Annotated in this window: 21 protein-coding genes; 10 read left to right on the top strand and 11 right to left on the bottom strand. The window is 64.3% G+C overall.

Annotation, left to right across the window (positions count from 1 at the left end; translation table 11 throughout):
* Nucleotides 1–124: 124 nt before the first annotated feature.
* Nucleotides 125–937, top strand: a complete 813-nt coding sequence (locus GV818_RS23945; RefSeq protein WP_161777715.1) for a DeoR/GlpR family DNA-binding transcription regulator — start codon at nucleotides 125–127, stop codon at nucleotides 935–937.
* Nucleotides 938–986: 49 nt separating this feature from the next.
* Here GV818_RS23945 and GV818_RS23950 read toward each other — a convergent pair whose 3' ends face one another.
* The 6 genes from GV818_RS23950 to ltnD all read right to left on the bottom strand — a co-directional run bounded on the left by GV818_RS23950 (nucleotide 987) and on the right by ltnD (nucleotide 7,451).
* The gene (locus tag GV818_RS23950) at nucleotides 987–2,054 is read right to left on the bottom strand and encodes an alpha/beta fold hydrolase (protein ID WP_161777716.1); all 1,068 of its coding nucleotides are present in this window, start codon (nucleotides 2,052–2,054) and stop codon (nucleotides 987–989) included.
* 71 nt (nucleotides 2,055–2,125) lie between these two features.
* Nucleotides 2,126–2,908 carry a 2-oxo-tetronate isomerase gene (gene otnI, locus GV818_RS23955; RefSeq protein ID WP_161756237.1) on the bottom strand — a complete coding sequence of 261 codons (783 nt, stop codon included), beginning with the start codon at nucleotides 2,906–2,908 and terminating at the stop codon, nucleotides 2,126–2,128.
* A gap of 22 nt (nucleotides 2,909–2,930) precedes the next feature.
* Nucleotides 2,931–4,391 (bottom strand): SLC13 family permease, encoded by a 1,461-nt coding sequence (locus GV818_RS23960; protein WP_161756236.1) that lies wholly within the window; start codon nucleotides 4,389–4,391, stop codon nucleotides 2,931–2,933.
* Between the two features lie 186 nt (nucleotides 4,392–4,577).
* Nucleotides 4,578–5,216, bottom strand: coding sequence for an aldolase (locus GV818_RS23965; protein ID WP_161756235.1), 639 nt, complete (start codon nucleotides 5,214–5,216; stop codon nucleotides 4,578–4,580).
* Nucleotides 5,213–6,505: a 3-oxo-tetronate kinase gene (gene otnK, locus GV818_RS23970; protein WP_161777717.1), complete on the bottom strand. Its 1,293-nt coding sequence runs from the start codon at nucleotides 6,503–6,505 to the stop codon at nucleotides 5,213–5,215. The genes GV818_RS23965 and otnK overlap by 4 nt, the downstream gene beginning before the upstream one ends.
* 10 nt (nucleotides 6,506–6,515) lie before the next feature.
* Nucleotides 6,516–7,451 (bottom strand): L-threonate dehydrogenase, encoded by a 936-nt coding sequence (gene ltnD / locus GV818_RS23975; RefSeq protein WP_372242120.1) that lies wholly within the window; start codon nucleotides 7,449–7,451, stop codon nucleotides 6,516–6,518.
* A gap of 472 nt (nucleotides 7,452–7,923) precedes the next feature.
* Between ltnD and GV818_RS23980 the strand changes: the two genes are divergently transcribed.
* The 9 genes from GV818_RS23980 (at nucleotide 7,924) to GV818_RS24020 (ending at nucleotide 18,524) form a co-directional block, all read left to right on the top strand.
* The gene (locus tag GV818_RS23980) at nucleotides 7,924–9,585 is read left to right on the top strand and encodes a hypothetical protein (RefSeq protein WP_161777719.1); all 1,662 of its coding nucleotides are present in this window, start codon (nucleotides 7,924–7,926) and stop codon (nucleotides 9,583–9,585) included.
* 82 nt (nucleotides 9,586–9,667) lie between these two features.
* Nucleotides 9,668–11,035, top strand: coding sequence for a hypothetical protein (locus GV818_RS23985; protein ID WP_161756231.1), 1,368 nt, complete (start codon nucleotides 9,668–9,670; stop codon nucleotides 11,033–11,035).
* Between the two features lie 171 nt (nucleotides 11,036–11,206).
* Nucleotides 11,207–11,557 carry a hypothetical protein gene (locus tag GV818_RS23990; protein WP_161756230.1) on the top strand — a complete coding sequence of 117 codons (351 nt, stop codon included), beginning with the start codon at nucleotides 11,207–11,209 and terminating at the stop codon, nucleotides 11,555–11,557.
* Nucleotides 11,558–11,969: 412 nt separating this feature from the next.
* On the top strand, nucleotides 11,970–12,260 hold the full coding sequence (locus GV818_RS23995; RefSeq protein WP_161756229.1) for a hypothetical protein: 291 nt from the start codon (nucleotides 11,970–11,972) through the stop codon (nucleotides 12,258–12,260).
* 285 nt (nucleotides 12,261–12,545) lie between these two features.
* Entirely contained in the window at nucleotides 12,546–15,257 is a 2,712-nt protein-coding gene (gene mgtA / locus GV818_RS24000) for a magnesium-translocating P-type ATPase (protein ID WP_161756228.1), read from the top strand.
* A 122-nt stretch (nucleotides 15,258–15,379) separates the two neighbouring features.
* Complete coding sequence (locus GV818_RS24005) at nucleotides 15,380–15,580, top strand: hypothetical protein (RefSeq protein ID WP_161756227.1); 201 nt, start codon at nucleotides 15,380–15,382, stop codon at nucleotides 15,578–15,580.
* Between the two features lie 27 nt (nucleotides 15,581–15,607).
* Nucleotides 15,608–17,323 carry a Na/Pi cotransporter family protein gene (locus GV818_RS24010; protein WP_161777720.1) on the top strand — a complete coding sequence of 572 codons (1,716 nt, stop codon included), beginning with the start codon at nucleotides 15,608–15,610 and terminating at the stop codon, nucleotides 17,321–17,323.
* Entirely contained in the window at nucleotides 17,311–17,661 is a 351-nt protein-coding gene (locus tag GV818_RS24015) for a DUF2493 domain-containing protein (RefSeq protein WP_161756225.1), read from the top strand. Before GV818_RS24010 ends, GV818_RS24015 begins: the two co-directional genes overlap by 13 nt.
* Nucleotides 17,662–17,738: 77 nt before the next feature.
* Nucleotides 17,739–18,524 (top strand): hypothetical protein, encoded by a 786-nt coding sequence (locus tag GV818_RS24020; RefSeq protein WP_161756224.1) that lies wholly within the window; start codon nucleotides 17,739–17,741, stop codon nucleotides 18,522–18,524.
* 170 nt (nucleotides 18,525–18,694) lie between these two features.
* Here GV818_RS24020 and GV818_RS24025 read toward each other — a convergent pair whose 3' ends face one another.
* The 5 genes from GV818_RS24025 to GV818_RS24045 all read right to left on the bottom strand — a co-directional run bounded on the left by GV818_RS24025 (nucleotide 18,695) and on the right by GV818_RS24045 (nucleotide 24,516).
* Nucleotides 18,695–19,399 carry an NAD(P)H-dependent oxidoreductase gene (locus tag GV818_RS24025; RefSeq protein WP_161777721.1) on the bottom strand — a complete coding sequence of 235 codons (705 nt, stop codon included), beginning with the start codon at nucleotides 19,397–19,399 and terminating at the stop codon, nucleotides 18,695–18,697.
* A 9-nt stretch (nucleotides 19,400–19,408) separates the two neighbouring features.
* Nucleotides 19,409–21,052 carry an ABC transporter ATP-binding protein gene (locus GV818_RS24030; protein ID WP_161777722.1) on the bottom strand — a complete coding sequence of 548 codons (1,644 nt, stop codon included), beginning with the start codon at nucleotides 21,050–21,052 and terminating at the stop codon, nucleotides 19,409–19,411.
* 2 nt (nucleotides 21,053–21,054) lie between these two features.
* The gene (locus GV818_RS24035; RefSeq protein WP_161756221.1) at nucleotides 21,055–21,882 is read right to left on the bottom strand and encodes an ABC transporter permease; all 828 of its coding nucleotides are present in this window, start codon (nucleotides 21,880–21,882) and stop codon (nucleotides 21,055–21,057) included.
* A 3-nt stretch (nucleotides 21,883–21,885) separates the two neighbouring features.
* Nucleotides 21,886–22,845, bottom strand: a complete 960-nt coding sequence (locus tag GV818_RS24040) for an ABC transporter permease (RefSeq protein WP_161756220.1) — start codon at nucleotides 22,843–22,845, stop codon at nucleotides 21,886–21,888.
* A 69-nt stretch (nucleotides 22,846–22,914) separates the two neighbouring features.
* Nucleotides 22,915–24,516: an ABC transporter substrate-binding protein gene (locus GV818_RS24045; protein WP_161777723.1), complete on the bottom strand. Its 1,602-nt coding sequence runs from the start codon at nucleotides 24,514–24,516 to the stop codon at nucleotides 22,915–22,917.
* Nucleotides 24,517–24,555: the final 39 nt, after the last annotated feature.

The raw sequence follows: 24,555 nt of genomic DNA on the forward strand, positions 1-24,555 counted from the left end.
CCCTGGGCCAACCAGCAGCTATCGAACCTGCGCCCCAAAGGCATTCCAGTCTCCTCTACACTGCACGGATTCGCTACTATATGCCGCTCTTTTCCCTCATCTGCAGCCCTGCTTCGGAGCTTCAATGCCTACTCCCAAGGACCTTGCCAGCGACAGCGGCGCGCCGATGATTCCCGAGCAGCGCCGCGAGCAGATCCTGCGCCAGTTGCGCAAGCATCAGGTGCTCAGCGTGCATCAGTTGATGGAGATGTTCGACTGCTCGCACATGACCGTGCGCCGCGATATCGCCCTGTTGGAACAGGAAGGCCGGGCCTATTCGGTCACAGGCGGCGTGCGCATCGTCAGCCAGTTGCACAGCGAGCCCAGCCATCAGTCCAAGGCGGTGGTGGAACTGCCGCAGAAGCAGGCCATGGCCAAGCTCGCGGCGAGCCTGCTGCATGCGGACATGACGGTGTACCTGGATGCCGGCACCAGCACCCTGGAGATCGTGCCCTACATCAAGGCGCTCTCGGGAATGACCGTGGTGACCAACGATTTCGGCGTGGCCCAGGCCTTGATGGATGCGCCCCAGGTGACGGTGATCCATACCGGCGGGCAGTTGGACCACTCCAACCACTCCTGTGTCGGCGGGCTGGCGGTGGCCACCCTGCGCCAGGTGGTGACCGACGTGGCCTTTATCTCCACCAGCTCCTGGGACCTGCGCCGGGGCATCACCACGCCGTCGGCGTTGAAGGTCGAAGTCAAGCAGGTGGCGATGCAGTCGGCGACCCAGGTGGTGCTGGTGGCCAGCAGCTCCAAGTACGGCACCTTCAGCATGTACAAGATCGCTGAACTGGAGCAGTTCGACATCATCATCAGCGACGCGGCCCTCGCCCCCGCAGCGGCGGACGGGATCCGCAAGCACGGGGTGGAATTGCTCCTGCCAGCACAGCCCTGAGTCAGCACTGGCCCCCACCCTCGCCCCCCAGAGTGCGCCGCATGAGCCCTTAGCGGGGCTGTTCGGTTTCGGCCATGAACTGCCCCAGCTCACGAGCGTAGAACCGGGCCATGCCGGTGGTGCCATGGCCACGGGTTTCGGCACTGGCGGGAATCAGCAGCAGGCGGGCATTTTTCACCTGTTTCAGCGCCGCTTGCAGGGTTCCAGTTTCCGGTGGGTTGCGCTCATCGTCCGCGGCATTGATCACCAGCACCGGCGCCTGGATCTTGCTCAACCCTGGCGCGGCGTTGTAGTCCGCCGAAGACTGCCACTGGTAGATGAAGTCATTGGCATCGGCGCTCTGACTGGCCTTGAGGCGCTCCTCCACCAGTTGATCGGCCTGGGCCCGGGTCGGTGCCAGGGCCTGATAGGCCAGGGTGCCGCCACTGGTGCCGGTGGCGAACAGCGCGTTGGCCAGGCGCAGGGACGGCGGCTGTTGCCGGTAGTTGCCCTGGTCCCAGGCCGGGTCCTGCTTGATCGACTCAACCAGCAGGCGGCGCATCATCCAGTTGCGCGAGGACATCTCCCCGGGCTGGGAGGCCATCGGCACCAGGGCGTCCATCATCTGCGGCCATTTCTGGCCCCAGAGCCAGGTCTGCATGCCACCCATGGAATTGCCGATGATCAGCCGCAAGTGCTTGACCCCCAGGCCTTCGGTCACCAGCCGATACTGGGCCTGGACCATGTCGTCGTAGTTGTACTGGGGAAACCGCGCGCGCAAGCCGTCCGAGGGCTTGCTCGACTGGCCGACGCCGATGCCGTCGGTGGCAATGATGTAGTACTTGCTCGCGTCCAGGGCTTGCCCCGGGCCAAACAACTCACCGCCAAAATCTTTGCTCAGCAAGTCGCTGGCCGGCCGATAGGTGCCGTGCAGGTAGAGGACCGCCGGGTTCTTCGGGTCCCCCAGGGTGATGTAGTGCAGTTTCAGGTTGGCCAGCTGTTCACCGTTGTGGAAGGTGAACTGCGGGGCGATCCAAGCGCCTTGGATGGCCGTCGGCAGGCTGGCCGCCGTGGCCAGGGAAACACCGCCCAGGGACAAAATCAGGCCGAGCGCGGCCCGGCAGACAAAACGCTGCATGGGGAAACTCCTGTGCTTGTTGTTATCGCAGAGGCCCCTTGGCGCGCCGTGCGCCAGGGGGCAGCGAGCGCCTAGCGCGCCTGCCAGTCCCGCAGCCATTGCAGGCCGGCGGAGGTGTCGCCACGAGGGCGGTATTCGCAGCCGACCCAGCCGTCATAGCCGAGCTCGTCCAGCAGCTGGAACAGGTAGGGATAATTCAGCTCGCCGAGGTCCGGCTCGTGACGATCCGGCACCCCGGCGATCTGGACATGACCGATCCCGGCCAGGTCGCGGCGCAGTTTCACCGCCAGGTCGCCTTCGACGATCTGGCAGTGATAGCAGTCGAACTGCACCTTGAGGTTGGCCGCGCCGACTTCCTTGCAGATGGCCTGGGCCTGGTCCTGGCGATTGAGGAAGAATCCCGGCATGTCCCGGGTGTTGATCGGCTCCAGCAGTACGGTGATACCCGCCTTGGCCGCCTGGGCCGTGGCATGGGCCAGGTTCTCCAGGTACACCCCGTGATGGCGGGCACGGTCGCTTTCCGAGGGCAGCAGGCCGGCCATCACGTGAATCCGCGAGTTGCCCAGCACTGCGGCGTATTCCAGGGCCTTGTCGAACCCCTGGCGGAACTCCTGCTCGCGTCCGGGCAGGGAGACGATGCCCCGCTCCCCCGCCGCCCAGTCACCAGGTGGCGCGTTGAACAGCGCCTGCTGCAGGCCGTGATCATCCAGGCGCTGCTTCAGTTCCTGAGGGCTGTAGTCGTAGGGAAACAGGTACTCCACCGCAGTGAAACCGTCGGCCGCGGCAGCAGCGAAACGATCGAGAAAGGCATGTTCCGGGTAGAGCATGCTGAGGTTGGCAGCAAAACGAGGCATGTTAACTCCTAAGGACCAAGGGTCAGACAAATGGCCAGATCAGCAGGGTAATACAGAACCCCAAGGTGCCAAGCAAAGTGGTGATGACGGTCCAGGTGCGCAGGCCATCCGCCACATTGAGCCCGGCCAGCTTGGTGAAAATCCAGTACCCGGCATCGTTGATATGCGACATGGCCAGCCCGCCACCGCCCATGGCCAGGCACAGCAGGGCCATGTGGTTGGGGCTCAGGTTCAGGGTGGCGATCAGCGGGGCGATGATCCCCGCCGTGGTTACCAGGGCCACAGTGGTGGAGCCCTGCACCGCACGCAGCAACAGGGTCAGCAAAAAGCCCAGGGCCAGCACCGGCAGGCCGGTGGTGCGCAGCATGTCGGACACCACGGCACCGATCCCGGTGTCCACCAGCACCTTGCCGAACACCCCGCCGGCCCCGGCGATCAGGATCACCATGGCCACCCCGGGCAACGCCGAGCCGATCACCTCGGACACCTGGCTGCGGCTCCAGCCCCGACGTGTGCCCAGCAGCCAGGCACAGAGCAAGGTGTCCAGCAGCAGTGCCACCAGCGGCGCGCCGAGCACCGTCAGCACCCCGCGCAAGGTGGACTCCAGTGGTAGCAGGGAGGTGGCCAGGGTGCCCAGCAGGATCAGCACAATGGGCAGCAGGATCAGGCTGACGATCAGGCCGAAACCCGGTGGCGGCGCCGGCGGCAGTTTCGCCACGAGGCTGCCGGTGGACTCTTCCAGGCCCATGTGGGCGACGGCGGCAACGGCTTGCGCGCTGGGCAGTTCGGTCCCTTTGTTCCAGGCTGCCAGATCCTCATTGGTGACGTGCGGGCCATAGACTTCGGCACGGATATCGTCAGTCATCGGGTAGTCGCGCCGCGTCATGCGGGCCGCCACGCGATAGCCGACGTAACACAGGAATGCGGTGAGCGGCAGGCCGAACATCAGCACTCGCCCCAGGTCCGCCCCCAACTGACTGGACGCTGCCACGGCCCCCGGATGGGGCGGCAGGAAGGCGTGCACCGTGAGCAGCGCGGCGCACATCGGCAAGGCGAACACCAGCAGCGGCTTGCGCGCACTGCGGGCCACGCCGTAGGCCAGGGGCATGAGGATGATGACCCCAACCTCGAAGAACACCGGTACGCCGATGATGAAGCCGGCGACGGTCAGGGCCAGGGGCGTGCGGCGGTTGCCGAAGCGCTCGATCAGGGTCTTGGCCAAAGCCTCGGCACCGCCGGAGAGCTCGATGATGCGGCCGATCATCGCCCCCAGGGCGATGATGATGGCGATGTGGCCAAGGGTCTTGCCCATGCCGCCTTCGATGGTGGCCACCAGGTCAGCCGGTTTCACCCCGGCCACCAGGGCCACCAGGATGCTCACCAGCATCAGGGCGACAAAGGGCTGGAACTTGTACTTGAGCACCAGGAACAGCAACAGGGCGATGCCGGCCCCGGCAGTGACCATCAACATCAGCGGGCTCATGGCGCCACCCCTCCACAACGGTGAAGGGGGGAATGGCAGGGAGTACTGGAACCCGTAAAACGCGTGCAATCATTCATCTCGGGAAGTCCTGTTGTTATTGTTTTCCAGCAGCAAGCCGCTCCCCACGAGCGGCCATTGGCAGCTCCCGAGGGCAGGCTTGGGTGAAGCGTTGTCAGGGACCGGGCGCTACCAGGCAGCGCCGAACGTATCTCGCAGTTCGTCCAGGGCACGTTGTTCCAGGGGGGCCGGACGCGGCTGGCTCAGCAGCCACAGGCGTGCCGTTTCCTCCAGCTCTTCCAGGGCGTAGCTGGCCTTGGACACGCTGCTCTCCCAGATCACCGGCCCCAGGCGTTCGAGCATCACCCCGCGCACCTGGTTGGCCAGTTGCGCGACCTGCTCGGCGACCTTGGGCGAACCCGGGCGCTGGTAGCCGATCAGCGGGATGTGCCCGACCTTCATCACCTGGTACGGAGTCAGCGGGGGCAGGATGTCGTCATTGCTCCAGACCCCAGCCAGGGTCAGTGCCACCAGATGAGTGGAATGGGTATGCACCACCCCGCCCACCTGCGGATTGCGGTCATACACCTGGCGATGCAGGGCCAGAGTCTTGGACGGCTTGTCGCCGCTGACCCACTCCCCGGCCAGATTGACCTTGGCGATGGTCGCCGGGTCCAGGCGCCCGAGGCAGACGTCGGTGGGAGTGATCAGCCAGCCATCGTCGAGCCGGGCGCTGATATTGCCGGCACTGCCCACGGTGTAGCCGCGTTGATAGAGGCTGCGGCCGACGTCACAGATTTCCTCGCGCAGTGCATTTTCCTTGCTCATGACTGACCTCCGGCCAGTTGGCCCAATGCCTTGCTGAAGAACTCGCGGCCGCCAAAGTTGCCGGACTTCAACGCCAGGGCCAGGGGCTCGCCGCCACTGCTGACCGTCGCCGGAACCCCTGGGTCGATTTGCGCACCGATCTGCAACAACTGCACCCCCAGGGCCTTGACCACCGCACCGGAAGTTTCGCCGCCAGCCACCACAAAGCGCCGCACACCGCTGTCGCGCAGGCCCTGGGCGATCTCGCCCAAGGCCGTCTCCACCAGGGCACCGGCACGCTCGACACCGAGCTGGCGCTGTACCGCCTTGACCTCTTCCGCGGTGCTGGTGGCGTAGATCAGTACCGTGTCCTGCTGGTTACGGGCAAACGCCAGGGCTTGATCCACCACCGGCTCACCGGCGGCCAAAGCCAGAGGGTCGATGCGCCAGGCCGGGCGCTCGGCCTCCAGCCAGGCATCGACCTGGGCGTTGGTGGCCAATGAGGCGCTACCGGCCAGCACCACTTCGCCACCCGGCACTGCTGGCAGGCTCGCGGCATCCAGGTCACGCAGCTTGCCGGCGCGACGAAAGTTCTCCGGCAGGCCCAGGGCCAGTCCGGAACCGCCGGTCAGCAGCGGCAGGTCGGCGCAGGCCGCGCCGAGGGTATAGAGGTCGGCGTCAGACAGCGCATCGGCAATCGCCATACCGATCCCCTGCCCGCGCAGTTCGGCGATCTTCGTCCGCACCGCGTCCACCCCCTGGGCAATCACGTCGTAGCGCAACAGGCCCACTGGCAGCCTGGTCTGCGCCTGCAGCACCCGCAGCAGGTTGGCGTCGGTCATGGGCGTCAGCGGGTGATGCTGCATGCCCGACTCATTGAGCAACTGGTCCTGGACAAACAGGTGGCCACGGAAAATCGTCCGGCCGTTCTCCGGAAACGCCGGGCACGCCAGGGTAAAGTCGCTGCCCAGGGCCTTGAGCAGTGCTTCGCTGACCTGGCCGATGTTGCCCGCCGCAGTGGAATCGAAGGTCGAGCAGTATTTGAAGAAGATCTGTTCGCAACCCTGCTCGCGCAGCCACTGCAGTGCCGCCAGGGATTCGCCAATCGCCTCGGCAACCGGCGTGGTCCGCGACTTGAGGGCGATCACCACGGCGTCGGCGTCCAGGCCGGCCGCCACTTCGGCGCTGGGAATACCGATGCTCTGCACCGTGCGCATGCCGCCGCGCACCAGCATGTTGGCAAGATCTGTGGCGCCGGTGAAATCATCGGCGATGCAGCCCAGCAAGGGCCGCGAGTTGGCAGTAGTCATCGCAAGTTCCTCAAACGGCATCAGGCTTGGCCACAGGCAACTCGATGCCTGGGAAGATCTTGATCACCGCCGAATCGTCCTCGCGACCGAAACCGGCACTGGAAGCCTGCATGAACATCTGGTGCGCGGTGGCCGACAGCGGCAGGGGGAATTTGCTGGCCCGGGCGGTATCCAGTACCAGACCCAGGTCCTTGACGAAGATGTCCACGGCGGACAGCGGCGTGTAATCCGCTTTGAGGATATGCGGCACGCGGTTCTCGAACATCCAGGAGTTGCCTGCGCTGTGGGTGATCACCTCGTACAGGGCGTCGGCGTCCACGCCTTCACGCAAACCCAGGGCCATGGCTTCGGCGGACGCGGCAATGTGCACCCCGGCCAGCAGTTGATTGATGATCTTGACCTTGGAGCCCAGGCCATGGGCGTCCCCCAGGCGATAGACCTTGCCGGCCATGCCATTGAGGATGGTCTCGGCCTTGGCATAAGCGGCCACCGGGCCCGAGGTCATCATGGTCATCTCGCCGGCCGCAGCCTTGGCCGCGCCACCGGAAATCGGCGCATCCAGGTACAGCAAGCCCAACTCGCCCAGGCGCTGACCCAACTCCACGGCGTAGGTCGGCGCCACGGTGGCGCAACCAATCACCAGGCTACCGGGGCGCAGCGCCGACACGGCCCCGCCCTCGCCGAACAACACACTTTCAGTCTGCTCGGCGTTGACCACCACGGTGATGATCACCTCGCATTCGGCAGCCAGTTGCACGGCCGAGGCACAAGCCACCCCGCCTTCGCTGGCGAACTGCTCGGTGACCGCGCTACGAACGTCGCAAGCATGCACCTTGAAGCCACTGCGCAGCAGCGACCGGGCGATGCCCAGGCCCATGGCGCCAAGACCGATGACACCGACATTGTTGTTATTCATGGGGGACTCCAGTGATAGATCCCGGCTCACCCAGGCCCGACAGGCCGTGGGCTGAAACCGGACAGGACAGGAAAACCCGGACCACAGGCCCGGCAAAGGAAAACGGACTGACGACAGCAGGCACTGCGCCGGGCAGCGAAGCCTCAAGGCGGATGGCACCTGGAGCGGGCGTAGTGGGTGGCAAGAGCGAATCGATCATCGTGGCCATCCTGCTGCTGTTGTTATCAGGTTGAGCGTGGACTGTGAAAGATCATCCACCAATGATCAGATTATGTGAAGCTGTTTTTCAATCTAACATTTATTAACATCAAGGCCGCAGCGAATCCCACCCTCCGCTTCTGGTAAATCAGCGCAATAACCGATTCTGAGCTAGACATCAATTTGATATCGCGAAGTGGTTTATCCCCCGCCTTGCAAGGACTTTGGCCTCGACTAGCGTCTAGCTCTCACCCGCCGCCGGTCCGGCTACGGTCTTGCAAGTGACAGAACAAGGAGCGTTAACATGGCCAGACTCGCGCAGTTCTCACCTCCCGCCCACATCCAGGACTTCAGCGACAATCGCGCCCAACAAGAGCGCATGAACGCCGCCTGGAGCGACAACATCAATCGCTGGGCCAATGCAGCCATGGTGGGTGACATATGGAGCCGGACCAACAACGGACCGCGCCCGGCCTTCTACAACCCGCTGCTGACCGACACCCCGGACACCAGCGCCAACGCCGCTATCACCTGGAACGCCTTCCCCGGCCGCCTGCAGGCACTGTTCCCGACTCAAGCCCAGTCCTGGCAGCAATGGGCCGACCAGGGCGTACCCCTGCCCGTCACCACCAACTTGTGCAGCGGTAGCAGCGTCCCCCCTGCGCCCTATTCACCCACCGGTCCACGGGGCTGGCAGGACGAATACTGCGAATGGAGCGTGACCCGCAACAGCGCCGGCAAGATCACCAGCGTGATGTTCACCTGTGAAAACCCGGAATACTGGATGACCCTGTGGCAGGTTGACCCAGGCAAAGTGCTGCAGATCTACCAGCAAACCATCCACCCTGCGGTGCAACTCTCGGACCTCTGCCTGAGGGACGCTCTGGGCCAGGTGCTGCTGGACCCGTTGACGGGCGCCCCGTGCTACAACCCGCTGAACAAGTGGAACTGCGGCACCCGCAGCCTGCCGGACAGCGGCGGCGCCATGCACCTGACCAGTTCCCCCAACACTTTGGGTGCGGAGTACGACCTGGCCGCTTCGGCCACCCTGCCTCGGGAGGACAATCACGAGCCGGTCACCTCGGCCTCGCGCCTGGTGTGCTTTGCTCGCTACGGCCGGATCGGCCGTCACAGCGATCCGACCATCGGCCAGAACGTCAATCAGTTTGTCAACTACACACCAAGCCTGCCCCTCCCGCAGGCCACCCTGACTGACCCTCCGGGCCTGTACATGCAGACGCCGAACTTCAGCGGTTACCAGAGCCCTGACAACACCCCGGCAGAAAACTTCTGGACCGTGGTCCGCGGCGACCTGAAAGATCCGAAGGTGCCTGGCGACATCGACCGCATCCTGCATGCAACCTTCAGCGTGCCTCCCGAGAAGAACTACACCGTCGGCGATATCAAGATCAACGACCAGCCGATCGACTTCGGCTCACAGATCGCCGCGACCATCACCATGGCGCTGATGGCCACGGTGTTCCCCAACAGCGGGGTCACTCAGACCGCGGTGGGCCGGAGCCTGGACAAAGAGCTCCCGAACCCGGCAGTCAGCGCGCTGCAGCCACTCTCGGTGTTCAACGCCTACCGGGCTCAGGAGCAGGCCTGCAACGAAGATACGATGTCGATTCCAGTCCTGGCACTGGCCCTCCAACCGGGCCAGCAGGTCAGCAACATTGCCCTGCTGCTTGACGGCACGGTTCCTGACGGCGCGGTATTCACGGTGCCGGAGGGCGGGGTCAGCATTCGTATCGATGGCACCCAGCAGCAGCCCACGGGGGTGTACTTGGTCACGCTCAGCGTCGAGGCCGATGCAGCCATCGGCGACCGCACCATCCTGGCGAGCGTCCCGAGCCTGCCGGCGACACAGCAGGCAGCCATCGGGCTGTTGACGGTGGGCGGTCCGACACTGGCGACGCGCCAGAGCGCTCCGGTCAAGGCGCCTATACGTCGCGGTCGCGACTGAGCAAGGCTCTGCCGCGTGGTGCTGTCCGCCTTGGGCGGCGTGCAGCACAGCGCGGCACCGTCAGTGACGCCAAGGAGGAATCATGCGCACTCTTTTCGCCCTTGCACTTTGCCTGCTGCTGGGCCCGCTCGCGGCCCAGGCGGGCAGCGCCAATCCCTGTGGCAGTCCGTTCAACCCGGTGCCGGTGATCCAGCCCGTACAGGCCAGCCCGCAACTGGCCGCCCAGGATCCGGCCATCGACTGCTTCATGTGGCAGACCATGGTGTACCTGAACTGGCCGGCACAGCCGGGGCAGCGCGGTGTCCCCAACCCACAGGCCAAGCTCGGCGATCCGGGGCCGACGGTCTGGCAGACCTACAAGGACTACAACGAAGTCTATCTGCCCGGCGGCCAGCAACCGGCGCCCTGGAACGATAACTTCCTGACCATGCAACGCCTGGAACTGCGCGGAATGGCAGCGCCACGGCCCTCGATCCGGCTGCTCAACAGCACCAGCAAGGTGTTTGGCGCCGCCAACAGCCACGATGGGCCCATGCTGGATGAAATCGAGCAGGCTCAAGGCGGTGTGCTCTATGACCAGAACAACCAGCCGGTGTACTACGAGATGCTGGTGAACGAGGTCAACTTTCAATACATCTACACCAACCAGCTCTACAACTCGGCGCAACAGAACCGCTATGCACAAGCCAAGGGCATCGTCCTGCCCAGCGGTTCGATTGAACTCAAGGCGGCCTGGAAAGTACTGACTCCCGAGGAAGCCTCCCCGCCCCTGCGGTTTCTCACCGCCCGGGCCCTGCTGCCCGGCAGCCAGGTACCCGTGACCATGGGCCTGGTGGGCCTGCACGTGTTCCAGATGCCCTCCAGCGACTTCAACCAGGGGTTCTGGGCAACCTTCTCCCAAGTGGACAACGCCCCCACCCTGAACGGCAGCGGGCAGCCCCATTACTCCTTCAACAACCCCCAGTGCCGCCAATGTGCGGTCAACGACAAGACCAGCAAGCCCACTCAGGTGGTGCAGGTCTTCGCCAACAACCCCGATGCGCAAACGGTCAATGCCTTCATGCAGGACCTGATCCAGCAACAAGCCCCCAACTCGGCCCTGCAGTACTACCAACTGATCGACGTGCAGTGGCCCAACTCGCCCAAGGCCATCGGCCAGCCCGGCGCCGAGACGCCCGCGCCCAACGGCACCCCCAACACCTCGACCTTGATCAACCCGGTACTGGAAACTTTTCTGCAGAAAAACGCTGAAAGTTGCCTAGGCTGTCATGTCTATGCGGGCGTCGCGGCATCGGCCGGCAGCTCGAAAAAGCACTATCAAGCGAGCTTCAGTTTCCTTTTCCGTCACGCCCAGGCCCCTTCCCTGCAAAGCAACCTGAAAAGCCTGGCGCAGCAAGTGGAAGAAGCCTCGGCGAAGCTTCAGCAAGGAGGGGCTGAGACGCGGCAATGACTGATCTGGATCAGCACGATCCGCAAGCGCTGCGCCGATGCTGAAGTGGCGTGGCATGGGCACCCGAGAGACTGACTGGCGGTAGTGCCCTTCATCGCAACCCCGTTGACGCCCCCCATGACGAGGGGCTCAATGGCCTGTCTGGTTATGCTTGGATAAGGATGATTCAACATGGCAAAGATCGAAGTTTTATCAGGTGATTTCCTGCAAGGCGCCGGTGAATACCGGCACGGTACCTTCAGGCTCAAGACAGTGCTCAACTCTTCCGGTGTCGAAGTCAAGGCATCGGCGTTCAAGTCGCTGGAGATTGCCAGCGAAAGCCCCATCACCAACAAGGATGCCTTTGGCTATGGTGTTGCCGGCGCCATGCTGCTGGGTCCGGTGGGTGCAATCGCCGGCTATCTGATGGCCGGGACGGAAAACGAAGTGACCTTCATCGGCACCTTCAAGGATGGCCGGCAATTGATGGCGGCCACTGACAGCGCGACTTACAAGGATATATCCCAGCACTTGCTGAATTGATAATCCGCCAAGTTTTATATATCGGCGCCCATGACACCCCCAATGCCATGGGCACTTTTTATTTATATCCCATATATATTCCAACCCTTGAGCCCGCGAACTCTTTGCGCCTAGCTGAACCTCAGCTGAAAGTGCCGCACTGATTAGTCATTCAAAGGCAATTTAACCTTGACTCCTGGGACCCTCCTGAGTAAATTGCGCGGGCCGGCAAATACGGCCTTTTTTTCAACTCACTAAAGAAGCCAATGGACACAGTATCTAGACGCTGTCTGGTCACTGCCGCTGCGCAGAGCCAGGCACTTAACCCTGAAAATGACGGGACTCGACTCCGCGGTCGGGTAAGCTGCGCTAGGGCTTGACGCTCCAACGTAACTTGCCTCCCCGGCGCCAGTCCGGTCGCGAGGCACAAGTTATGCACTTCACTTCCTCTGTAATGCCCGGTGTACGCGCGTTTGCCGCGACCATGCGGGTCAAGCTGTGCCGTGAGCCCAAGGCTTTGGCGCGCTCGCCGTTCTCCTCTTCGTCCCCTTCTGCCGCGACCGCCCTGCGGGCCAATTGGCGCGTCTGCCCGATGACCGGCCAGCTGCAACAGCGCTGGAGCTTCGATGACAGCCAGGACCCACAGAGTCGGGGCGCTGCCCTGCTCTTGCAGCAGGCCGGACTGATCTTCGGCCTGTACCTCGGGGCGCGCTCCTACCCATAAATCAACGGTCCTTCACCGTTGTTTGCAAACGACTTTCTTATACGGAAAGTCGACGGCGGCTTATTGTCTTCAAGTTAATGAAACTTGCCGGAGAAAGTTATGGAAGAGGCCAGTAGTAGGTTCGCTGCTTATTCAATTTCATTGTTTGAGCAGCGAACGTTAAAACCTGAAAAACGCCAAGATCCGAATCGATCGCCAACCTGTGGCTCGACATACTTTCGCTCGCCTTTAATTAGTTGAGTGGTCGCTGTGTCGTGCCGTACTCAGGCGGCAGGAGCACAGACTATGACTGTAAAAAACGCAACTCCTCGGAACACCAGCGCCACCAGCGACAACAACAAGCTGTCGATGCGTGCCGCTCGCGAAGCCCAGAACGGCCTGGCCGTGACCCTGGCCAACGTCAACTCCAGCACCGCCGGCCTCACCGAACTCGACGCCGAAGGCCGCCTGCAACGGGATGGCCACAACGAAGTCGCCCACGACCGTCCGCCCCACGCCCTGGTGCAATTGCTGCACGCCTTCAACAACCCCTTCATCTATGTGCTGATGACCCTGACCGGTATCAGTTTCTTCACCGACTTCTGGCTGCCGCTGCAGGCCGGCGAAGAAACCGATCTCACTGGGGTGATCATCGTCACCGTGATGGTACTGGCCAGTGGCCTGATGCGCTTCTGGCAGGAGCACCGCTCGGCCAAGGCCGCCGAGGCCCTCAAGGCCATGGTGCGCACCACCGCGGCGGTATTGCGTCGCGAACAGATGGGCATGCAGGCCCGGGTCCGCGAAGTGCCAATGCGCGATCTGGTGGTGGGCGACATCATCCAGCTGTCCGCCGGTGACATGATCCCCGCAGACATCCGCCTGATCGAATCCCGCGACCTGTTCATCAGCCAGGCGGTGCTCACCGGTGAAGCTCTGCCGGTGGAGAAGTACGACACCCTGGGCGCGGTACAGGAAAAATCCGCCAAGGCCCAGGCGGCCGATCAGCAGGACCTGCTGGACCTGCCGAACATCTGCTTCATGGGCACCAACGTGGTCAGCGGCACCGCCACGGCCGTAGTGGTGGCCACAGGCGGGCGCACCTACTTCGGCTCCCTGGCCCGCTCCATCGTCGGCTCCCGTACGCAGACCGCCTTCGACCGCGGGGTCAACAGCGTCAGCTGGCTGCTGATCCGCTTCATGCTGGTGATGGTGCCCATCGTCCTGCTGATCAACGGTTTCACCAAGGGCGACTGGGCCGAGGCCTTCATGTTCGCCCTGGCGGTGGCCGTCGGCCTGACCCCTGAAATGCTGCCGATGATCGTCAGCGCCAACCTGGCCAAGGGCGCCGCGGCCATGGCCAAGCGCAAAGTGGTGGTCAAGCGCCTCAACGCGATCCAGAACTTCGGCGCCATGGACGTGCTCTGCACCGACAAGACCGGCACCCTGACCCAGGACCGGATCATCCTCGAACACCACGTCGACATCAGCGGCAGCCGCTGCGATGAAGTGCTGCAACTGGCCTGGCTCAACAGCTACCACCAGAGCGGCATGAAGAACCTGATGGACCGTGCGGTGGTCAGCTTCGCCGAGGAAAACCAGCACTTCACCCCGCCCGCCGCCTGGCGCAAGGTCGATGAACTGCCGTTCGACTTCGTTCGTCGACGCCTGTCGGTGATCCTCGCCGATGCCCGCGGCCATCACCTGCTGGTGTGCAAGGGCGCGGTGGAAGAGATGCTGGAAACCGCCACCTGGGTTCGCCACGACGGGGTCGCCGTCGAGCTTAACGCCGAGCGCCGCGCAGCCTTGCTGCAACTCGCCGAAGACTACAACCGCGACGGCTTCCGCGTGCTGCTGGTGGGCACCCGCGATATCGCCCGGGACCAGATCCAGAGCCAGTACGGTGCCCGTGACGAGCGTGAGCTGGTCATCGAAGGCTTGCTGACCTTCCTCGATCCACCCAAGGAAACCGCTGGCCCAGCCATTGCCGCCCTGCGCGACAACGGCGTGACGGTAAAAGTGCTGACCGGCGACAACCCTATCGTCACCGCGAAGATCTGCCGCGAAGTCGGCCTGGAAGCTGGCGAGCCACTGCTCGGCCGGGACATCGAGCACATGGATGACCAGGTGCTCGGGCGCCTGGTGGAAGAACGCACCGTGTTCGCCAAGCTCACCCCGCTGCAGAAATCCCGGGTGCTCAAGGCCTTGCAGGCTAACGGCCACACCGTCGGTTTCCTCGGCGACGGGATCAACGACGCCCCCGCCCTGCGCGATGCCGACGTTGGCATCTCGGTGGACAGCGGCACCGACATCGCCAAGGAGTCGGCGGACATCATCCTCTTGGAAAAGAGCCTGATGGTGCTGGAAGAAGGCGTGATCAAAGGCCGCGAGACCTTCGGCAACATCATGAAGTACCTGAACATGACCGCCAGTTCCAACTTCGGCAACGTGTTCTCGGTGCTGGTGGCCAGTGCCTTCATTCCCTTCCTGCCGATGCTGGCGATCCACTTGCTGCTGCAGAACCTGATGTACGACTTCTCCCAGCTGGCGCTGCCGTGGGACAAGATGGACAAGGAATACCTGGCCAAGCCACGCAAGTGGGACGCCAAGAACATCGGGCGCTTCATGCTGTGGATCGGGCCGACCTCGTCGATCTTCGACATCACCACCTTCGCCCTGATGTGGTACGTGTTCGCCGCCAACAGCGTGGAAATGGCGGCCCTGTTCCAGTCCGGCTGGTTCATCGAAGGCCTGCTCTCGCAGACCCTGGTGGTGCACATGCTGCGGACCCGCAAGATCCCGTTCATCCAGAGCACCGCAGCCTTGCCGGTGATGCTGGCGACCGGGCTGGTGATGGCGCTGGGGATCTACGTGCCCTTCTCGCCTCTGGGCAGCATGGTCGGCCTGGTGCCGCTGCCGTGGGAATACTTCCCATGGCTGGTAGGCACCCTGCTCGCCTACTGCGTGGTCGCCCAGACCATGAAGACCCTGTACATCCGCCGCTTCAAGCAGTGGTTCTAAGGGCCTGAGCCCTGGCGCATCCGCCCCGAGCGGCTGCGCCAGACACTCGATACACGATGCCACCGTCGGCGCGACCCGTGCCTCGCCGACGGCGACGCTGTTCGCCTGCAAGGAGCATCGCCATGTACTTCAAGCCTTTTTCGTCGTTGCAGCGCGCCCTGCGCGCAGTACTGGTCATCGGCCTCAGCACCTGCGCCCGCCTGCTCACCCGCATGAGCATCCGGCTTTATGTGCGAGGCCTGCTAAGCGCAGTTGAAGTTCGTTTCCTGCTGGAATTCAGCGCCGTCATCACCCGCACGTCTCTGCGGCTGGCGATTGCCTGAACCGGTAACAGTCCCGGGAGAATACTCATGTCGGGCACCACTCTTCTGATCAACCTCGCCGGCGCCATCGCGCTCTTGCTGTGGGGCTCGCAGATGATCTCCGGATCACTCCTGCGGGGCTTCGGCAGCCCGCTGCGGCACTGGCTCGGCCAACACCTGAACAACCGCTGGCTGGCGCTGCTGTGTGGCGTCGGCATTACCGGCGTGCTGCAAAGCAGTACCGCCGTGAGCCTGATGGCCAGCTCCTTTACTGCCGCCGGCACCCTGGGCCTGGCCCCGGCCCTGGCGGTCATGCTCGGCGCCAACATCGGCTCGACCCTGGTGGTCCAACTGCTCAGTCTCGACCTGTCACTGGTGACCCCGGTGGTACTGCTGGCGGGCTTCCTGAGCTTTCGCCTGCAGGGCGACTCGCGCTTTGAAAGCATCGGCTGCGCGCTGATCGGCCTGGGGCTGATGCTGCTGGCCCTGGGAATGCTCGGCGCAACCCTGGGGGCGGTGGAAAGCACCCCAGTGTTCCAGCTAGTGATGAGCAGCCTCGACGGCGACCTGCTGCTGGCGATGCTGGTGGCGGTACTTCTGACCTGGATGTGCCACTCCAGTGTCGCGGTGGTGCTGCTGATCGCGTCACTGGCCGGCACCGGCCTGCTGTCGCCGGCCACCAGCATGGCTCTGGTGCTGGGCGTCAACCTCGGCGGCACCTTGCCGTCACTGCTCAGTGCCAGCGGCAACGTCGCCCGGCGCCTGCCCTTGGGCAACCTGCTGGTGCGCCTGCTGGGGGTGGTTGTGCTACTGCCCTGGATCGGCACCCTGGCGCAGTTGCCGGCCGTCGAACAGCTGCCGCCTGCATTGCTGGTGGTGTACCTGCACAGCACCTTCAGCCTGGTGCTGGCCCTGCTGTTCATCGGTTTCACCGAGCCATTGGGCAAACTGCTGACCCGGCTGCTGCCGGCGCCTGCTCCGGTGACCGATCCGGGCATGCCGCTGTACCTGGATGAAGCCGGGCTCGAAGTGGCCAATATCGGCCTGTCGAATGCTGCCCGGGAAGCCCTGCGCATGGCCGACATGCTCTCGGGCATGCTCGACCGGGTACTGCAGCTGTTTCGTACCTCCAGCCTGGACAATGCCGATCAGCTGCGGCAGATCGATCAGTCCCTGGATCTGCTCAGCGCGGCGATCCGCGCCTACCTGGCGGACATCGGCAAGGAAGGCATCAGCGACCAGGACGCCGACCGCTCCCAGGAGATCCTGCTGCTGGTGATCAACCTGGAACACGCCGGCGACATCCTCTCCACCAGCCTCGCGCAACTGGCGGTACGCCGCCTGCGTCGTGGCGAACCGTTCTCCGAGTTCGAGCTGGGCACCCTGTACCCGCTGCACCAGGAACTGCTGGACAGCCTGAGCCTGGCCATCACCGTGTTCCTGCGCGAGGACCTACCCACCGCGCACCAGTTGCTGGCACGCAAGGAAACCGTCCGGCGCCTGGAAGCCGCGGCCGGTCGCGAGCACTTTCGCAAACTGCGCGAAGACCGCAGCGCCTGGGCCGAATCCGGCGACATCTTCCAGCGTCTGCTGCGGGACTACCGACGGGTGCACCACCACATCGCCGCACTGGCCTACCCGGCCCTGGAGCGCGCCGGTGAGCGCGACATCGAGCACACCGACCTCCATGAGCCGTTGCCCGAAGCGCTGCCCGGCGAGCCTGGGGTTGCCGAGTCCAAGGAGAACAGCCGATGCGCGTCCTGATCTGTGCCGGCCGCTACTACGCCGACAGCCGCCTGTGCCGCCAGGTCCTGGAGGCCTTCCAGCGCCTGCACGAAGTCCGGGTGGTGATTCATGGCGGCAGCCAGTTCCTCGGTGCGCACATCGAGGACTGGGCCCGGGAAACCGGGGCCGACATCGTCCGTTACCCGCCCAACTGGCAACTGCACGGCAAACACGCCGAGCGCCTGCGCAACAGCTTCATGCTGGCTGACAGCCGCCCGGACATCGTCCTCGCCCTGCCCGGCGGAGAGGACACCGAAGAGTTGCTGGCCCAGGCCCGTGACCGTGGTGTCCAGACCCTGTCGGTGGACGAGCAGTAGACCCACCCCCATGCAGCACCCACCCGCGCCGGCCCATAACCCACCGAGCCGGCGCCCCACACAGAACGAGATCCGCCATGTCCAAGCACACGCCACATCGCTCCTCACGTTCCACCTCCTGGGGCCACTCCCTGCCTGCTGCGAAAAGCCGCATGCTCAAACGCAACCTGCTGTTCCTCGCCCTCACCGCCGGTGCTACCGCGACCCTGGCGCTGTGCTCCAAGGCCCAGGCCGCCGGCGGCGCCTACGTGGTGGATGACGGTGCGATCAATGCCCCTGGAGAATGCAATGTCGATGTCTGGTACCAGAGCACCCGGCACCAGCGTTCGAATCACAACAGCGTGATTGCTCCGGCCTGTACCTTCAGCCAGTTGCCCTGGGTCCAGCTGGGGGCCGCCGTACAGCGCCAGCAGGCCGATGGCCAGGGCGAAACGCAACTCAGCCCGCAGATCAAACTCGCCTTGCTGGACCGCGAAGACCTCGGCCTGCAACTGGCCCTGGCCGGCTCCGCGCACTGGGCGCTGAACCGCAACCACAGTTTTGACGGCGGCGACCTGAGCCTGCCCCTGACCTTCAGTCCCAGCCAGAGCCTGCGGCTGAACGTCAATGCCGGCTGGGCCCATGCCTACGACGACGGTGAACAGAACCACCGCTGGACCTGGGGCACGGGCGTCGAATATGACCTGGCACAGAGCCTGACCCTGATTGCCGAACGCTACGGCCAGCGGGGTGGCGAACAGGCCTGGCAGGCCGGCCCCCGTCTTCACGTAGGCCAGCACCTGGACCTGGACCTGATTGTCGGCCAGCATCTGACCGAGGCACGTGATCGCTGGCTGACCACCGGCGTCACCTTGAGATTCTAAGGCGCTACCCCCAGCTGATTTTTTGTAGGAGCTGGCTTGCCGACGCAGGCACCGGCGAGCGCAGTACCAGGCTTGAGGCGCCTTTCGCCGGCAAGCCAGCTCCTATAGACATCAGCGTGGGGCTTGCTGATGAAAGCACTTCCAAGACCCGCCAGACTCATCCGTGCAGCTCAAGCAGGCCGTGGATACAACGCCTCATCGAACTGTTCCAGGCGCGGGAACACCAGCGGTTGATCATCCGCCAGGTGCTGCAGGCGCCGCTGATAACTGCGCAAGAATTCCTCCCGGGCCTCCTGGCTGATATAGGGCACATGCCAGGCCACGAACGGCTCCAGCACCTCACACCCGACATACGCCAGCGTCCCCCGCAGCAACGGCCGCAGCAGGTCCTCCAGCGGCCCATGAATCGCCCCTTCACCGAACATGTGTTCACGCCCGCCGAGGGTCAGGGTCACCAGGGCCTTTTTACCCGCCAGGCCGCCCTGGTCATAGAAGCGCTTGCCGCCGTAACACACCCCGGACACCAGCACCCGGTCGATCCAGCCCTTGAGCATGGCGGGCACCGAGAACCAGAACACCGGGAAATTCAGGATCAGCAGGTCGGCCCACAACAGCTTGTCCAGCTCGCCCTGGATGTCCGCGGCGATGCTGCCGTTCTTCACCCCCAGGCGTTGCTCCAGGGCATACACCAGGTAGTCAGGGTTATCCCGGGCAGCAAAGTCCTCGGCGCTGGCCACCGGGTTCCAGTTCATCGCGTACAAGTCACTGACCTGTACCTGATGCCCCTGGGCTTCGAGGGTGGTAACGGCCTGGTCGCGCAAGGCGGCAGTGAAGGATTGCGGCTCGGGGTGGGCGTGGACGATCAACACGTTCATGAACATTCCTCAAACAGATTGCAAGGGGCAAGGTGCGCCGCGACGGGCCAGCAACTGGTCGAGCCAGTCGGGGTCCATTTGCGGCTCGGACGAAAACAGTAATCCGGTGTAGTCCTGGTAAGGCGGGGTGAAGATCCGGCTGCGGCTGCCCTGGTCGACCACGCGACCGCGCTGCATCACCAGCACCTGATCGGCAATGGCGCGTACGGTAGCCACGTCGTGGGTGATGAACAGATAAGCCACCCCCAGTTGCCGCTGGATACGGTCCAGGAGCTTGAGCACGCCCTCGGCCACCAGTTGGTCGAGAGCTGACGTCACCTCATCGCAGATGATCAGTTGCGGCTCAGCAGCCAGGGCCCGGGCGATGCAGATGCGCTGCTTCTGCCCACCGGACAGCTCGCGGGGCTGACGCTCCATGTACGTCGCCGGGTCCAGTTCCATCATCTCCAGCAATTCGCCGACCCTGGCGCGCAGCGCCGCGCCCTTGAGCCCGAGGTAGAAGCTCAGCGGCCGACCGAGGATATCGACGATGCGCTGGCGCGGATTGAGCGCGGTGTCGGGGATCTGGTAGATCATCTGGATCCGCCGCAATTGCTCCTTGCTGCGCTGCCGGTAGTCCAGGGGCAAGGCCTGACCGTCGTACAGCAACTGCCCGGAACCGGGCGGCAACAAGCCGCTGATGACCCGCGCGGTGGTGCTTTTGCCACTGCCGGATTCGCCGATCACGGCCAAGGTCTGGCCAGCATGCAGGCTCAGTGAAACGTCCTCCAGCACCGGTTGCCGCCCATAGGCCGCGCAGACGTTGCGCAACTCCAGCAGCGGGCGTGCCCGGGCCGGTTCCGGCTTGGCTTCGGTGCGGAAGCTGCGCACCGCCCACAACGACTGGGTGTAGGCCTGCTGCGGGTCGCTGAGCATGCGCCGGGTCGGCGCCTGCTCCACCAACTGGCCGTGGCGCAGGACCATGATCCGATCGGCCATCTGGGCCACCACTGCCAGGTCATGGCTGATGTACAGCGCGGCGCTGCCATAGATCTTGACCGCGTCGCGGATCGCCGCCAGCACTTCGATCTGGGTGGTGACGTCGAGGGCGGTGGTGGGCTCATCGAAGATGATCAGGTCCGGATGGCAGGCCATGGCCATGGCGGTCATCACCCGTTGCAACTGCCCACCGGACACCTGGTGCGGATAACGCTGGCCGATCTGCTCCGGGTCCGGCAGGCGCAGCACCCGGTACAGTTCCACCGCCTCGGCTTCGGCCTGGGCCCGGCTGATACCACCGTTGATCACCGCGCTTTCCACATGCTGGTCGATCAACCGATGAGCCGGGTTGAACGACGCCGCCGCGCTTTGTGCGACATAGGCGATGCGCAAGCCCCGCAGCCGGCGCAAGGCCTCCGGCGTGGCCTGCAGCAGTTCGATGCCATCAAAGCGCACCGAGCCACCGCTGAAGCGACAGCCATCGCGCACATACCCCATGGCAGCCAGGCCCAGGGTCGACTTGCCGGCCCCCGACTCGCCGATCAGCCCAAGCACTTCGCCGCGCTGCAAGCTCAGGTCGAGGCCCTTGATCAGTGGATGCCAGGCGTCCTGGTAATGGCCTTCGATGCGCAGGTCGCGGATCTCCAGCAATGGTGTTGCCTGAGTCTCGAGCATGTTCAGCACTCCTTGAGTCCGCTGGACTGATGCAGTACCCAGTCGACGACGAAATTCACACTGACGGTGATCAGCGCCACTGCCAGGGCCGGCAGCAACGGACTAAAGTCGCCGAACGTGATCAGCACCGCGTTGTCGCGCACCATGCTGCCCCAGTCGGCGGTGGGCGGCTGGATGCCCAGGCCGAGGAACGACAAGGCACTGATGAACAGAAAGACAAAACAGAAGCGCAGGCCGAACTCGGCGATCAGCGGCGCCGCGGCATTGGGCAGCACCTCGCGCGTCACCAGCCACCACAGCCCTTCCCCACGCAGGCGCGCGGCCTCGACAAAGTCCAGGACCACGATGTTCATCGCCACCGCCCGGGCCAGGCGAAATACCCGGGTGGCATCCAGCAGCGCAATCACCAGCACCAGGGAGGTGGCGTTGGTGCCCACCACACTGAGAATCAACAGGGCGAAAATCAGCTGCGGGATAGCCATCAGGATGTCCACCAACCGCGACAGGCCCTGGTCGATCCAGCCACCGCGCAACGCCGCAACCAGGCCACCGAGGCCGCCCAGTACAAAGGCCAGCAGCGTGGTCAGGAACGCGATGCCCAAGGTGTTGCGGGCACCATAGACCAGGCGGCTGAACAGGTCGCGCCCGAGGTTGTCGGTGCCCAGCAGGAACTGGCTGCTCCAGGGCGCAAAACCCTCGCCCACCACCTGGGTTTCACCGTAAGGCGCCAGCACCGGTGCGAACAGCGCGACCAGGATGTACAGCAGGATCACCAACAGGCCGAAGCGCGCACTCAATGGCGCCCGCAGCAAGGACTTGAACAGACTCATGGACTACCCCTTGGGATGCATCAGGCGCGGGTTGCTGGCAATCGACAGCACATCGGCACTGGTGTTGAGCAGGATGTAAGTGGCGGCAAAGATCAGGCTGCAGGCCTGGACCACCGGGATGTCGCGCTTGGCCACCGAGTCCACCAGCAGTTGGCCGAGCCCGGGGTAGACGAACACCACTTCGACCACCACCACGCCCACCACCAGGTAAGCCAGGTTCAGCGCCACCACGTTGACGATGGGCGCCAGGGCATTGGGCAAGGCATGGCGCAGGATGATCCGCGACGGACGCAGGCCCTTGAGCCGGGCCATCTCGATGTAGGGGCTGGCCAGCAGGTTGATCAGCGCGGCGCGGGTCATGCGCATCATCTGCGCAATCACCACCAGGCTCAGGGTTGCCACCGGCAGCACCGAGCGCTCCAGCACCGTGCCCAGGGACGCCTCCGGCGGCAGGTTGGACAGGCTCGGCAGCCAGCCGAGCTTGACCGAGAACACCAGGATCAGGATGTAGGCGACAAAGAACTCCGGAAACGATACCGCGCTCAGGGCTGCGGTATTCAACAGCCGATCGAAACGGCTGTTGCGGTACAGCGCCGCCAGCATGCCCAGCCCCAAGGCAATGGGCACCGAGACCAGGGCCGCCAGCGCCGCCAGGCTGAAGGTGTTGCCCAGGCGCGCCGCCACCAGTTCGGCGATGGGCCGCTGGTTGGCCAGGGACAGCCCCAGGTCACCGTGCAGCAGTTGCCAGAGCCAGTGGCCGAAGCGCACCAGCGGCGCCTGGTCCAGCCCCAGTTGCGTGCGAAAGGCGGCCACGGTTTGCGGGGTCGCCGACTGGCCAAGCATGGCTTGGGCGATGTCCCCGGGCAGCAGACTGACCGCGAGAAAAATGATCACGGATACCGCAAACAGCGAAAACAGGCCCAGGGCCAACCGCTGCAGCAGCAGATTGCGCAGACTCTTCACCGACTCACTCCTTCAATGCAGATGGTGTGGCGGGCAGCCCCGCCACCGCGAACCCGGTCAGCCCGGCCCTCAGGCCTGCCACCAGCGCTCGATCAAGCGCAAGCCGTCGAGTTCGCCGTAGGGCGCGGTGACGCCGCCATGGGTCACCCGCTTCGAACGGGCCGCCACCGAGCTGGCAAACAGCGGCACGATGGCGCCACCGTCATCGCGACACAGGCCCTGCATTTCGTTGTACATCTCGCGCCGCAGCGGATCGTTCATCTCGCCCCGGGCCGCATTGAGCAGCTGGTTGAAGCGTGGGTTGTCCCAGTGGGTTTCATTCCACGCCGCGCCCTTGGCGTAGCCGATGCTGAACATGCGGTCGGCGGTCAGGCTGCTGTACCAGAAGGAGGTGGTGAAGGGTTGTTTCATCCACACGTTGGAGAAGAAGCCGTCGGCCGGCTCGCGCACCACGTCGATGTCGATCCCGGCCTGGCGCGCCTGTTCCTTGAACAGCACCGAAGCGTCCACCGCGCCACTGTAGGCCGCGTCCGACGCCTGCAGGCGCACCTTGAGCGATTCGACCCCGGCCTGGCGCAGGTGGAAACGCGCCTTGTCCGGATCGTAGCTGCGTTGCTCCAGAGCGCTATTGATAAAGCGACTGCCGGGCTGGATCGGGTGGTCATTGCCCACCAGGCCGTAGCCATGCAGCACCGAGGCCAGCAGCGCATTGCGGTCGATGGCGTACTTCAGCGCCAGGCGAATGTCGTTGTTCTGGAACGGCTGGCTGTCGCAGAGCATCGCAAAGGTGTAGTGCTGGGCGCCCTTGGTTTCCTCGATCACCAGGTTCGGGTTGCGCTTGAGCAGGCCCACGGTCTTCAGGTCGACCTTGTTGATCACGTCCACCTGCCCGGTGACCAGGGCGTTGATCCGGGCTGTGCCGTCACTGATGGCCAGCAGCTCGGCCGAGGCAAAATGCGCACGTCCGGCTTTCCAGTAGTCCGCACTGCGCTCCAGTTGCATGCGCACCCCGGGGTCGAATGAGGTCAGGCGGTAACCACCGGTGCCGACACCGGAGCTCCAGTCGGCGAGGCCATCCTTGGCAGGCATGATCACCAGGTGATAGTCGGCCACTACATAGGCGAAATCGGCGTTGCCCGAATGCAGTTCGAACACCACGCTGTCGCTGCCCTCGGCGCGCACCTTGGCAACGTCGCCGAGCACGGTCTTGGCGGCTGAGGTCGACTGCTCGCCAAGGTGGTGCTGGATCGAGACCACCACATCCTCGGCGGTCAGCGACTTGCCGTTATGGAAGGTCACCCCGGGGCGCAGCTTGAAGGTCCAGATCCGTGCATCGGGACTCGACTCCCAGTGCTCCGCCAGCTCGGGAATCGCCGTACCGTCCACGGCGATCTCGCTCAGGGTGTTGTACACCGCCGAGAAGCCGACAAAGGTGAAGGTGTCGCTCCAGGAACCGGGGTCCAGGGAATCGGTGGTGCTGCCTCCCGCCAAGCCCATGCGCAGCACGCCACCGGCCTTGGGGATGGGCTCGGCGGCCAGGGCGCCCAGTGGCAAGCCCAGGCTGAAGGCCCCTGCCACCGCTGCCGCGGTTGCACTGTATTTGAGGAAGTCCCGACGCGGGAGTAAGACATCGTGCATCGCTTGAGGAATCTTGTTGTTGTTATCGCTCATGGCATTGCCCCTGATGAAAAGCAGAGAAAATGTTGCGGC

Origin of the sequence: Pseudomonas sp. Fl4BN1, from assembly GCF_009908285.1 — a bacterium.
In the GTDB taxonomy this organism is placed as follows: domain Bacteria; phylum Pseudomonadota; class Gammaproteobacteria; order Pseudomonadales; family Pseudomonadaceae; genus Aquipseudomonas.